The sequence below is a fragment of the Flavobacterium sp. CYK-55 genome (genome assembly GCF_018413465.1).
Lineage (GTDB): Bacteria > Bacteroidota > Bacteroidia > Flavobacteriales > Flavobacteriaceae > Flavobacterium.
The window spans coordinates 270,260-283,619 of record NZ_JAHCDK010000003.1 but is presented as its reverse complement, the minus strand read 5'-3'; the positions used below and the strand labels follow the sequence as shown (position 1 = coordinate 283,619).

12 protein-coding genes are annotated in these 13,360 nt (G+C 40.5%); 2 read left to right on the top strand and 10 right to left on the bottom strand.

Going from position 1 to position 13,360, the window contains the following annotated elements:
* The 6 genes from KIH23_RS05860 to KIH23_RS05835 form a co-directional block, all read right to left on the bottom strand.
* Entirely contained in the window at positions 1-483 is a 483-nt protein-coding gene (locus tag KIH23_RS05860; protein ID WP_213211954.1) for an ABC transporter ATPase, read from the bottom strand.
* A 10-nt stretch (positions 484-493) separates the two neighbouring features.
* Positions 494-1,282 (bottom strand): (Fe-S)-binding protein, encoded by a 789-nt coding sequence (locus KIH23_RS05855; RefSeq protein WP_213211952.1) that lies wholly within the window; start codon positions 1,280-1,282, stop codon positions 494-496.
* A gap of 76 nt (positions 1,283-1,358) precedes the next feature.
* Complete coding sequence (locus KIH23_RS05850; protein ID WP_213211950.1) at positions 1,359-1,805, bottom strand: phosphoheptose isomerase; 447 nt, start codon at positions 1,803-1,805, stop codon at positions 1,359-1,361.
* A gap of 88 nt (positions 1,806-1,893) precedes the next feature.
* Positions 1,894-3,228, bottom strand: a complete 1,335-nt coding sequence (locus KIH23_RS05845) for a (Fe-S)-binding protein (RefSeq protein ID WP_213211948.1) — start codon at positions 3,226-3,228, stop codon at positions 1,894-1,896.
* Positions 3,229-3,233: 5 nt separating this feature from the next.
* Positions 3,234-4,193, bottom strand: a complete 960-nt coding sequence (locus KIH23_RS05840; RefSeq protein WP_213211946.1) for an MlaD family protein — start codon at positions 4,191-4,193, stop codon at positions 3,234-3,236.
* A gap of 46 nt (positions 4,194-4,239) precedes the next feature.
* Complete coding sequence (locus tag KIH23_RS05835) at positions 4,240-5,409, bottom strand: N-acetylmuramoyl-L-alanine amidase (protein ID WP_213211944.1); 1,170 nt, start codon at positions 5,407-5,409, stop codon at positions 4,240-4,242.
* Positions 5,410-5,546: 137 nt separating this feature from the next.
* Here KIH23_RS05835 and KIH23_RS05830 point away from each other — a divergent pair, with 137 nt between their 5' ends.
* Entirely contained in the window at positions 5,547-8,216 is a 2,670-nt protein-coding gene (locus KIH23_RS05830; RefSeq protein ID WP_249684807.1) for a putative LPS assembly protein LptD, read from the top strand.
* 14 nt (positions 8,217-8,230) lie between these two features.
* The gene (locus tag KIH23_RS05825) at positions 8,231-8,614 is read left to right on the top strand and encodes a RidA family protein (protein ID WP_213211940.1); all 384 of its coding nucleotides are present in this window, start codon (positions 8,231-8,233) and stop codon (positions 8,612-8,614) included.
* Positions 8,615-9,533: 919 nt separating this feature from the next.
* Here the strand turns inward: KIH23_RS05825 and KIH23_RS05820 are convergent.
* From KIH23_RS05820 to pfkA, 4 genes are all read right to left on the bottom strand, one after another.
* Complete coding sequence (locus KIH23_RS05820; protein WP_213211938.1) at positions 9,534-9,905, bottom strand: methylglyoxal synthase; 372 nt, start codon at positions 9,903-9,905, stop codon at positions 9,534-9,536.
* Positions 9,906-10,062: 157 nt separating this feature from the next.
* Positions 10,063-10,914 carry a BadF/BadG/BcrA/BcrD ATPase family protein gene (locus KIH23_RS05815; RefSeq protein WP_213211935.1) on the bottom strand — a complete coding sequence of 284 codons (852 nt, stop codon included), beginning with the start codon at positions 10,912-10,914 and terminating at the stop codon, positions 10,063-10,065.
* A gap of 351 nt (positions 10,915-11,265) precedes the next feature.
* On the bottom strand, positions 11,266-12,276 hold the full coding sequence (gap, locus tag KIH23_RS05810; RefSeq protein WP_213211933.1) for a type I glyceraldehyde-3-phosphate dehydrogenase: 1,011 nt from the start codon (positions 12,274-12,276) through the stop codon (positions 11,266-11,268).
* 46 nt (positions 12,277-12,322) lie between these two features.
* Complete coding sequence (pfkA, locus tag KIH23_RS05805; RefSeq protein ID WP_213211932.1) at positions 12,323-13,309, bottom strand: 6-phosphofructokinase; 987 nt, start codon at positions 13,307-13,309, stop codon at positions 12,323-12,325.
* Positions 13,310-13,360: the final 51 nt, after the last annotated feature.

Here is a 13,360-nt window from a genome sequence, read left to right as displayed (position 1 = left end):
TTAAAAAAAGCGGCTGTGCCAACTCTCGCCAGCGGGAATTTCCCAGTCATAGTTCCATTCTTCAATGGTATTGACTAGATTGTTGAATACGATGGTTTTCTCAGAAACAGCCTTGTCTTTGACCATTTTTTTGAATTCCATCAATGGTTTGTAGGCAATGTGCTCTCCGAGTTTAAAAGTCACATTCATTTTATCGAGTAAATCAACTTGGTATTTTTCTTCAAGTGATTGGATGAATTGCACCGAACGATCAATAGAACAGCCCGTCGCTTGCTGGATTTCTGGGTTGACGGCCAAGATGATGAATCGATTGTATTTCAATACAAATGAAGCCTCAAGTGAGGTTCCGTGCGCTGCCCATGAATCAACAAAATCTTTAACTTCAGCTTCAATGGCTGCCCATTCTTCATCTGAAAACTTGCGGTTAGATTGATAAATCCAAATGCGTGATTCAGGTGGTAAATTTTCAAAAGGAACGTACATGTTTGTCTTTTTATAAATCTTGTGCGTTGGCAATGAGCTCAGCTACATCCAACACTTTTACTTGGCCTTCTTTTTCTTTGGCTTTCACGCCGTCGGTAAGCATGGTGTTGCAAAACGGACAACCCGCAGCAATGAGCTCAGATTGGGTTTCCAGAGCATCTTCGGTGCGTTCAACATTGATATCTTTGTTGCCATTCTCGGGCTCTTTAAACATCTGAGCGCCACCGGCACCACAGCATAAACCGTTGGCGCGCGAGCGTTTCATTTCAACCAATTCGGCATCGAGTTTTTCGATTAATTCGCGCGGAGCTTCATAAACATTATTGGCGCGTCCTAAATAACAAGGATCGTGGAAAGTGATTTTCTTTCCTTTGAATTGGCCGCCTTCAATAGTGAGTCTACCGGCATCAAGTAATTCTTTGAGGAATTCAGTATGGTGAACCACTTGATAATTTCCACCTAATTCAGGGTATTCATTCTTGAGCGTATTAAAACAATGCGGACAAGCCGTTACGATTTTTTTGGCTTCGTAAGCATTGAGCACTTCAATGTTCATGAGCGCTTGCATTTGAAACAAAAATTCGTTTCCGGCGCGTTTGGCCGGATCACCGGTACAGCTTTCTTCGGTTCCCAAAACGGCAAACTCTACTTGCGCGCGATTGAGAATTCGAACAAAAGCTTTGGTGATTTTCTTAGCTCTGTCGTCAAAACTTCCGGCACAACCCACCCAAAATAAAACTTCGGGTTGTTTTCCTTGCGCCAGCATTTCAGCCATGGTCGGCACGTTTAATTGCTCCATATCTTTAAATGTTGAATTATATTTATTACATAGTTGTCAAAGCTCAGGCACTCAGTCACTATGCAGCTCAGGCACTCTATTCGTGTTTTCCGTCGTCAAAAACCTGAATGGTCACTTCTTTTTCAATCAAGTCGGTGAATTTTCCGCGGTAGCGAGTGGCTTTTACCAAGTGATTGTCAATCCAGTGATAATTTCCGCCGCGCGGTTTTCCGAACAAAATTCCGTGGTATTTAAAACCGTGCTTTTTAAGCCAGATTTCAGTGTATTCACGGTGTGCTTCGGTTCTTGAGGTGAAGAAGAAAATAACATGTCCTTCGTCAAACCATTTGTTTAATGTGATCAATGCATCCGGATAAACCTCGGCTGTGAGCATTCTTTCTGGCTCTTCGTTGGGAATGTCGTCGCAGATGGTTCCGTCAATGTCAATGAGATAATTTTTAATGCCTTCTGGCAAAATCGGACTCAGATGTTGTCCGTTTTCGGTTACACTTTGCAGGTTCTTGTCAATGTCTTCCGCTTTCATTTGTTTCCTTTTTTAATGGTTTTTCAAGTTCATTTGACAAATCCTCAAGCCTCACAAATATGAGCATTCATCTTTATTGTGTATGTAATTATGATTCGTTTTTCCAGTTTAATCGGTCTTGTTGGTTGTATTGCCATGGCGCGCCGTTGTTCTCGATGTTGGTCATCATCGCATTGAGTGACATTGGAGCCGCGCTTTGTTCCATAACCAAATAACGACGCATGTCCATGATGATCGATAACGGGCTGATGTTCACCGGACATTCTTCAACACAAGCATTGCATGATGTACAAGCCCAAAGTTCTTCTGGGGTAATATAATCATTGAGCAAACTCTTGTTATCCGGAACAAAAACGCCTTGGTTGGCATCGATATTTTTACCCACTTCGGTCAAACGGTCGCGCGTGTCCATCATGATTTTACGCGGTGATAGTTTTTTACCGGTTTGGTTGGCCGGACACGATGAAGTACAGCGTCCGCATTCAGTACAAGTGTATGCGTTGAGCAATTGTACCCAATTCAAATCCATCACATCGCTGGCACCAAATTTTGCCGGAGCTTCGGCAGCATCAGCCGGTGGAGCCGCAAACGGATCGGCATTCGGATCCATCATGAGCTTAACTTCTTTAGTAACTGACTCAAGGTTGTCAATTTTTCCTTTGGCATTCAAATCAGCATAAAAAGTATTCGGAAACGCCAACAAAATGTGTAAATGCTTTGAATAATACAGATAGTTTAAGAAAACTAAAATACCTATAATATGAATCCACCAAAAGGTTCTTTCAAGCATGGCCACGGCTGCATGGTTCATTCCGTCAAAAATCGGAGCCAAAAATTGCGACACCGGAAATGCGCCTGCTTGATGATAATGTCCAAATCCGCCCGGAACGTTTTGTAAGTGAAAATCGGCAGCGTTCATAAGCAAGAACAATGACATGAGTACAATTTCAAAATACAAAATGTAATTAGCATCGCTAGCCGGCCATCCTTTCAAATCTGAACTGATGAATCGTTTGAGTTTGATGACATTTCTGCGGATGAGAAAAACGATTACGGCAAACAAAACCAAAACGGCTAGAATTTCAAATGAACCAATGAGCACATCGTATAATCCGCCCATAAATGAGAAAACGCGGTGGGTTCCAAGCAATCCATCAATGACAATTTCAAGAACTTCAATGTTGATGATGACAAAACCTACATACACCAAAATATGCAAGAAACCGGCCACGGGTCTTTTGACCATTTTAGATTGACCCAAAGCCACGCGGATCATATTGTTCCAGCGTTCATTTTTGCGGTCGGTTCGGTCAATGTCTTGTCCGAGGTTGATGTTTCTGATGAGTTTTTTGACATTCATGACAAAGTAACCAACACCGGCTACCAATATCAAGGCAAAAAATAGGTTTCCTAAAATGCTCATATCAGTTATTTATTAGGTTCGTTTTCTTTGGGCGCTACATAAGGTTTGTTCTTTTTGCCGAACAGTGAAACATTGATGTAACGCGTTGGGTTGAGTCGTAAATCTTGCAGCAACAATTCAAGTTCTTTGGTGCTTTTGGATAGGTTGTTATACAGAGCTTCGTCTTTGACCAGTTTTCCGGCGGTGCCTTTTCCTTGGTTGATTTCAGAAAGCATATCGTCGACTTTTTTCATGGTCAATTGTAAATTTTTAACCGTCTGACCTAAATTGGCTCGTTGCAGTGAATCAGATATTTTGGCAAAATTGCCCGATGTTTTTTTGAAGTCGGCGGCAATTCCGTTGAAGTTGGCTTTGTTTTGATCAACCATCTGATTGACGCTTTGCGAGGTTTTGTGAAACTCGGCAATGGTTTGGCTCAACTCAGAAAGTGATTTTTTCAAATCGGCTTGACCTTTCTCATCTAAAACGTTGTTGATGCCGGTGAGCATTTGATCAACTTGGGTAAGAATTTTATCAAGTTTCGCCTGAAGCGGAGCAACCTTCTCACCCACTACGTCGGTTAATCCTGGTTTAAGTCCTCCGGTTAAAAAACTACCTGAGGTAGCCATGGTTTTATCGGTTAAATTGGGCTCAATCATGATTTGTTTTCCGGCAATCAAGCCCGGCTCATACATCAAAGCTCTAGAGGATTTTGAAATCGGAAAATCTGATTTTACTTGTAATTCAACCACCAGCTTTTCGGGATGCTCATCAGAAAAATGAATGCCATTGACTTTACCAATCACCAATCCGTTTAAAGTAACCGGAGCACTTTTGCCCAATCCTTCAACAGAATCATATTCAACAAAAAAAGTTTGGTACGATTCGAATAAGTCTTTTCCTTTTAAAAAGCTGTAACCCCAAATGAATAAGGATATCGATGCAATAACCAATATGGCCGTTTTGATTTCGCGAGTAAGTTTCAAAGTATGATTTTTTTGGCAAATTTATGATAATTAATTCAATCGGGTTTTATTTTAAAGCTTCTTGAACGCTGATTTTCTGTCCGTCTTTAAAAGCAATTAAATAGGCAGAAGTGTAGCCTTTTTTCTTGGCTTCGTCCAAATTGCGCTTGGCTGTTTCATAATCTGAAGTTTCGCCATAAGTATATTTGTATAGATTTCCGCCATCGGTGGTCATTTGTACATTTTTTAAACCTTTGAAATTTGATGGCGCTGTTTCTATTTTTTTGTTGGCCGCAGCAATTTGTACTTTAAAAATGATACCTGCTTTTTCAGAAGGTTTAGGCTCTGATGGCTTCTCAGCTTTCGGTTCTTCTTTGGTTGGAACGTTTGTCGTTTCTTTATTGGTTACTGGTGTTGGCTCTTGCTCCATTTTTTTAGAAGGTCGATCAATCACATCACCTGAATTGGCTCCGAAATATTCTTTTTTATAGCTAACAATGGCGCGCGCAATAGCTTCAGCAACTTCTTGCTGACCTTCTTCGGAATCTAAAAAATCGCCTTCAGATGGATTAGAGATAAAACCGGTTTCAATGAGCACACGCGGCATGTAAGCTTTGTGTAAAACCATAAAAGGGGCTTGCTTAACTCCGCGAGTTTTACGGCTGATTTGTCCGAATTCGTCTTGAATTTTACTGGCCAATGAAATACTGTTGTCTAGATATTCTTCTTGCATCAGTGTGATACCAATCATTGAACTCGGATTGTTTGGATCAAAACCTTCGTATTTTTGTTTGTAGTCTTTCTCTAGCGTAATTACGGCATTTTCACTTTTTGCCACTGCTAAGTTAGAAGCATTTTTGTTGAGACCCATCACATAGGTTTCGCTTCCGCAAGCTGCCGGATTTTTATTGGCATTACAATGAATTGAAACAAAAATATTGGCGTCGGCTCGGTTGGCAATGCTTGAACGTTCAACGAGCTCGATAAACACATCGGTTTTACGGGTGTAATTAACAATAATATTGGGGTTTGACTCTAGTATTTTTCCTAGTTTGAGTACAACAGCTAGTGTAATATTTTTTTCAATGTGCCCGTTGTAAATAGCACCGTAATCGTGAGCGCCATGCCCGGCATCAAGGGTGACTTTGAATTTATTATTGGATTGACCTAAGGCCGAAATACAGAAAAAGGAAACAAGTAATAAGGTTAATAATTTGATTTTATGTAGCTTACGCATGATTAAAAAGGTCGTTAATTTTTATAAAAAGGCCCGGGTTTTAAATGCTATAAATAGTTATTTTTGCCCGAGCATGATTCGCTAAGTTTGGTTTGCCAAAAATAAGCCTAATTTTGACAAAAATAGTATTAAAACCTTTGCATACAAACATATTTCATATCGTTTTATCAGCATTTTTCCTAACAATCGGAATTGCTAAAACCAATGCTCAGGAATTAAATAATCGTTCTCTAAAAGCGCCCATTACAAAATCAGCTGACACTACGAAGATTAACCTCAAGGATATTGCTAAAATCGGCGATACCGTTAAAACCGACAGTGTCAAACCCAAGAAACCTATTCTTGAAAGCAAAATCAAGTATAAAGCTCAGAAATACGCCAAAATCGATCAGAAACGCAAACTAATAACGCTGTATGATAAGGCGGAATTGTATTATGACGATATAGAGTTAAAATCAGGAATCATCGTTTTCAATTATGACAAAAATGAAGTGTATGCCGGACGTATTAAAGATTCTACCGGATCATATACACAGTTCCCGATTTTTAAACAAGGCAGTAATGTAGTTGAGCCCGATTCGATTCGTTTTAACTACAAAACAAAAAAAGCATTAGTTTGGAATTCAAGAACTGAGCAAGGTGAGTTTAAAGTAAAAGCTGAAATATCCAAACGCGTCAATGATTCGGTTTACTTTTTAAAAGGTGCCCGATTTACTACCGCAACTGATATTGAAAATCCAGAATATTATTTCAGAACAAGCCGACTTAAATTTGTTCCGGGCAAAAAAGTCGTAACCGGACTGACCAATATGGTCATTGCTGATGTTCCTACTCCGTTGGCTTTACCATTTGCCTTTTTTCCGATGACCGAAGAAAGTCAGTCCGGATTAATTATTCCTACTTTTAATGATACCAATACCCGTGGTTATTCATTGCAAAACGGGGGATATTATTTGGCGCTCAGTAAATACTACGATTTGGCTATTTTGGGTGATTATTATACCAACGGAAGTTATGCGTTGCGTTTTGAATCTAGTTATGCCCAGCGATACAAATTTAGAGGTAACTTTAATTTCAGATTTGAAAATTTAATTTCAAGCGAACGCGGATTTCCGGATTATTCAAAAACCAATATTTACAATATTCAATGGTCACATTCGCAAGACGGAAAAGCCAACCCAAACGGACGATTTTCAGCATCAGTTAATTTTGGAAGTAGTCAGTATTTCAGGCAATCAGCTAGTCAACTCAACATTGGTTCTAGTTTGAACAACAACTTGAGTTCGTCTATTTCATATTCAAGAACTTTTAATTCGGTTCCTCAAGTTAATATGTCTATAGCGGCTACTCATTCGCAAAACACCAATAACGAATCTATCAACATGACTTTGCCGACCATGCAAGTCAACGTTGATCGAATTTTTCCATTTGCTCCTGAAGGCGACGGTTTAAAAAAAGGATTGATTAAAAACATCAATTTGCAATATACCTTAAGAGGCCAAAACAGTATAGCTACTACCGACTCGCTTTTCTTCAAACCGCAAATGTTTAAAGATGCCAAAGTTGGTTTTCAGCACTCAATTCCGTTGAGTACCAATTTTAAGTTGTTCAAATATTTTAGCGCAACTACTTCAGTTAATTACAATGAAGTTTGGTACCTTAAAACCATTCGCAAGAGTTTTGATGCACAAACCAATTCGCAAGTTGTTACTGATGTCAACAAGTTTGATGCATTTAGAACTTATTCATTCAGTTCAAGCTTAGGAACTACGATTTACGGTACGTTTAAATTTGGTGATAACAAGAAAGTTCAAGCCATACGTCATGTGATGCGACCTTCGGTATCTTATAGTTATACGCCTAGTTTTAAACAATACTATGATACTTATGCTTCTGATGGAAGCGGAAGAATGTCCGAGTACACCCGATTTGAGCAAGGAATATTTGGAGCTCCGGGCAAGAATATTTCAAATAATGTTGGTTTTAGTTTGAGCAATAATTTTGAAGCCAAAGTTCGAGACCGCGATACCACTAAGGTAGAACCCAAGAAAATCATTTTGCTCAACAATTTAAATTTTTCAACGGCCTACGATATTACTGCAGATTCCCTGAGATGGGCACCCTTGCGCGTGAGTGGCGGAACCAATTTGTTTAATCAAAAAATGAATGTCAACTTTGGCATGACGCTCAATCCTTATGCGCTCGATAATTCCGGACGTACCATTGACAAATTCAACATAGACAACGGAGGAAGTCTCTTTAGAATGACCAGCGCCAATATGACTTTGAACTATTCGCTTTCAAGCCAAGACGGACAACAAGCCAACAAAAAAGATAAAAACGAGCAAGGGGTTCGCAACGGAGGTCGTGATGATGATTTGTTCGGAACCAACACCGATTTCAGCGATAGGCGACAAACCCAATTTGGTAAAAATGATGAAGAAGATAATTTTAAAGGTTTTTACAAATATGATTTACCATGGGACATCAACTTTGCTTATCAGCTAACGTATACCAATATCAAACGTGAAAAGCAAATTTCAGGAAACTCAATTATGGTTTCGCTCAACGCCACACCGGCTCCAAAATGGAAAGTCGGCGTTTCGTCGGGTTATGATTTTGTGCAACAAGGTGTTACATTTACACAGTTCAGATTTGAGCGTGATTTATTAAGTTGGCGCATGGATTTTAGCTGGACACCTTTCGGAACCAATACTTTTTGGAGTTTCTTTATCGGAATCAAATCAAGCGTACTGAGTGACATCAAATGGGATAAACGTTCCATTCCTGATCGTGTACTGCGCTAATCAAATAATAAATTATGCAAAAGAAAATCATTTTTACTGAAAATGCTCCTGCCCCTATTGGCCCATATAACCAAGCCGTTTTGATCGGAAATACACTGTATACTTCCGGTCAAATTGCGTTGCATCCACAAACCGGTGAACTTATTCTAGACGATATCGAAACCGAAACGCGTCAAGTCATGGAAAACATGAAAGCAGTTTTGGCCGCCGCTGATATGACTTTTGAAAACGTGGTTAAAACTTCTATTTTCATCATGAACATGGGCGATTTTGCCCGAATCAACAGCGTTTACGGAAGCTATTTTGACGAAAAAACCGCCCCGGCGCGTGAAACCGTTCAAGTGGCTTGCTTGCCCAAGAACGTAAACGTTGAAATCTCCATGGTGGCTATTAAATAGAAACTGAGTTGCTGAGTGCCTGAGTTGCTGAGAAATTTTTGTTAGATTTTGGGCGTGCCACCGGCTCCGCTGCGCTGCACCGCTGTCAGGCTGTTCACTTGTAGTCCTCGCCTGGCGTTTTGCAAAAAATATTTCTGTATAAAATTAGCTTTATCGCTTCATTTAAATTTTTGGCTGCGGGCTACCGCTACCATCCTTCACGCAGATGAGCGATTAGTGATTGAAGATTAACGATTAACGATTGAAGATTAGTGATTTTTGAAGTTTTTGGCTCAAACAAAAAATCATTCATTTTCAAATTGTCTTTTTTGTCTAAAAGCGCAGCGGTCTACAGGCGTGCCTTGTCCTAAAGCGAAGCGATCGTAACAGTTTACAAAGTTTAAAAAGTGTAAAAGGTTTAAGAAGTTTAGCTGAAACATTCAGTCATACGAATGATTTCATTTTCAAATTATCTTTTTGTCTCACAGCGAAGCGGCCTTTTAAAGTTTAAAAAGTGTAAAAGGTTTAAGAGGTTTAGTCGAGACATTTAGTCATACGAATGATTTCATTTTCAAATTTCCAAATTACCTCATTTTCAAATTCTCTTTTTGTCTTACAGCGCAGCGGTCTTTTTAAGTTTAAAAAGTGTAAAAGGTTTAAGAAGTTCAGTTGATTCATTCTGCTATATGAATCATTCCATTTTCAAATTTCCAAATTGCCTCATTTCCAAATTATCTTTTTGTCTCACAGCGCAGCGGTCTTTTTAAGTTTAAAAAGTGTAAAAGGTTAAGAAGTTTAGTTGATTCATTCTGCTAAACGAATGATTTCATTTTCAAATTTCCAAATTGCCTCATTTTCAAATTCTCTTTTTGTCTTACAGCGCAGCGGTCTGTAGCGCAGCCGTGTCTAACAGCGAAGCGGTCTATAGGCGCAGCCGTGTCTATATCTCATCCATCCCCAACAAAAGCAGTTGCGCCGTGGCTTCATTAGTGGCCAGCGGAACATTGTGTACATCGCAAATTCTAATAAGCATGTTGATGTCGGGCTCGTGCGGATGGCTTGAGTTCGGATCTTTAAAAAACAACACCATTTGGGTTTTTCCTTCGGCTACGCGCGCCGCAATTTGCGCATCGCCGCCTTGCGGGCCAGAAAGCATTTTTTTGACTTTGATGCCTACGGCTTCTACTTTACCGCCGGTGGTTCCGGTGGCAATGAGTTTGATGTTGGCTTTTTCGAGAATATGTTTGTTTTTATTGACAAACTGAACCATATCGGCTTTTTTTCCATCGTGTGCTATAATGGCAATTTCCATAAAATGTAAGTTTTTGTATTTGAATTGACTACTTAGTTTACCTAACTGCCACCGGCAGTCCTCCTCTTAATATCAAACGTGGGCTATAATGGCAATTTCCATAAATTTTGTTTTGGGTAAAAATAAAAAAACCACGCTGTTTACGTGGCTTTTGGTTTTATTTATTCAAGATGTGATACGCAATCAATCCGTCAATCGGTCTGCGCAATACGTTGCCGATTTTGATTTTGTGTTTAGATAGGACTGCTTCTAGTTCATCTTTTAAGTAAAAAGCAATAGAGCCCACAAAATGCACTGGAAGTTCGTGGCATTGGTCAAATTGCTTGATGTAATTCTCCACAAAATCTTCCATTTCGGCCATGATGTATTGTTGGCAAAACGGATGGTCTTTGTGCTTGATGATGAATTTGGCAAACGTGGCCAAATACGCATTCGGGTTGGGCTCTTTGTATAAATTGTGCTTTACGTTGTCGGGCTCAATGTTGTATTCTTGCTCAAATTCTTTAGCAAGTTCAGCGGGCATTTTATTAAAGTAATAACCGCGCAACAAATGGCGACCAAAGCGGTTTCCGGAACAATCATCCATAGCAATATAGCCCAATGATTGCACTTTTTGATGCAATACTTTCCCGTCAAAATAGCTGCAGTTAGAGCCGGTTCCTAAAATACAAACAATGGCTTGCTCGTCTTTGGGCGTGGTGGCATATACCGCGGCATACGTGTCTTCATGTACCGTTACGGCCGCGTGGCTAAAATAGGCTTGAAAAACTTCGGTCAAGAAATTTTTCATGCGGTCGGTTCCGCAGCCCGCGCCGTAAAAAAACAAATGGCTGGCTTTGTCTTTGTTGTGCGAGATGTCAAAACGGTCGTCTAAGCGTTCGATGATTTCTTCGCGGGTGAGCACTTCAGGGTTGAGCCCGAGGCTTTGCGTGGTAAAAAGCACTTTTCCGGTGTCGTCAATGGCAATCCAATCTGCTTTGGTGGAGCCGCTGTCTACGAGTAATTTCATTTTTCTTGAGAAGCTGAGTTACTGAGTTTCTGAGTGCCTGAGCGACCGAGTTACTGAGTAAGTTGGTTAATTATTGGTTAAGTTTAGAAAGTTTAAGAAGTTTAAAATGTTTAAGAAGTTTAGTTGAAATATTCAGTTCAACACGATGCTTCTAGTTCAAAAATCGTTAATCTTCAATCGTTAATCGTTTGTTTTCGGTAAAGCTTCTGCCCTAGCCCTGATGGCAGTGATAGCTTTTGCAGCCCGGGTTGGGCTGTAAAACTAAAACGAACAGCAGGATAAAGCTTCTAAAAAATCAACGAACTAAATATAGAAAAGTCCCGCAAAAAAACATGCGAGACTTTACTTTTTTTATTTCAAACCGGCAATATGTACCGATAAATCAATGAGTTTGCTTGAATAGCCGTATTCGTTGTCGTACCAAGAAACCAATTTGAAGAAGGTTGAATTCAATCCGATTCCGGCTTTGGCATCAACGATTGACGTTCTTGAATCGCCCACGAAATCTTGTGAAACTACATCATCTTCGGTAAAACCTAGAATGCCTTTCATTTCGTTTTCAGAAGCATTTTTCAAAACGGCCATGATTTCGTCATAGGTAGTTTCTTTGGCTAATTTTACGGTTAAGTCAACTACAGAGACATCTACAGTAGGCACGCGGAACGACATTCCGGTGAGTTTTCCGTTGAGTGAAGGAATAACTTTTCCGACCGCTTTGGCCGCTCCGGTGGATGATGGAATGATGTTGACACTCGCTGCACGTCCGCCGCGCCAGTCTTTTCTTGAGGGTCCGTCGGCGGTCATTTGTGTAGAAGTGGTGGCGTGCACAGTGGTCATTAAACCTTCAACAATGCCGAAGTGGTCATTGATGACTTTGGCCAGTGGTGCCAAACAGTTGGTGGTGCAAGATGCGTTTGAAACTACGGTGTCAGTAGCTTTGGCCTGGGTGTGGTTTACGCCCATTACGAACATTGGCGCATCGGCTGAAGGTGCTGAAATCACTACTTTTTTAGCTCCGCCAGCAATGTGCGCTTGAGCGGTTTCTAAAGTGGTGAAAAACCCGGTACACTCGGCTACTACATCTACATCAACGTCTTTGTCGTCCCATTGAATGAGTTTGGGGTCGCGCTCGGCAGTCACGCGGATGTATTTGTCGTTGACGTATAACTTTCCGTCTTTGACTTCAACTTTTCCGTTGAAACGTCCGTGTACTGAATCATATTTTAAAAGATATGCCAAGTGATCTACATCGAGTAAATCATTGATGGCTACTACTTCTACATTATCTCTGTTAAAGGTTTCTCTGAAGACAATTCTTCCGATTCTTCCGAAACCGTTGATTCCTAATTTTACTTTTGACATTTTTTCTAGTTTTATTTTTCTTTCTTTCTTTCTTTCTTTCTTTCTTCTAAGTCGACATAATGTCTGAAACGCGCAACAATTCGCGATCAATTTCTGTATGTCCTTTGATGGCTTGCTCAAGCGGAGTCAGATTGACTTTATCGTTCATGAGCCCAACCATATAATTTGATTTTCCGTCTAGGAGTGATTCAACGGCTTTCACGCCCAATCGACTGGCCAAGACCCGATCAAAACACGAAGGTGCACCGCCGCGTTGCATGTGGCCTAGAACTGATACGCGCACGTCGTATTCCGGCATGTTTTCATCAACGTAATCTTTGAGTTCAAATACGTTTTTCCCGATTTTATCACCTTCGGCAATCACTACGATACTCGATGATTTTCCGGAAGCTTTACTTTTTTTGAGTGAATCCAGCAAACGATCCAGTCCTAAATCTTCTTCAGGAATAAGGATTTCTTCGGCTCCTGCTCCAATTCCGGCATTTAGTGCAATATGACCGGCATCGCGGCCCATCACTTCAACAAAAAACAATCGGTTGTGTGAGCTGGCCGTATCACGGATTTTGTCAATCACTTCTACCACTGTATTGAGCGCGGTGTCAAAACCTAAAGTGTGGCTGGTTCCGAAAATATCGTTGTCAATCGTGCCCGGAATGCCCATCACCGGAAAGCCATACTCGTTGTTGAACACTTCGGCACCGGTAAAACTTCCGTCACCGCCAATCACTACTAAAGCATCTACGCCGGCAGCGACCAAATGATCGTAGGCTTTTTTTCGGCCTTCAGCGGTCATGAATTCTTTTGAACGGGCAGATTTAAGGATGGTTCCGCCTTTGTTGACGATGTTGTTGACGCTGCGTGGCCCCATTTCTTTGAAATCGCCTTCAATCATGCCTTGGTAACCGCGGTAGATTCCGATGCATTCTACACCATGATAAGCGCAAGTTCTCACAACGGAACGAATAGCTGCATTCATACCCGGCGAATCTCCACCAGATGTTAATACACCAATTTTTTTAATGTTTTTGCTCATGATTTTGTCATTAGTCATGTAAAATTAACAATCCCAATCAATCAAAAATGA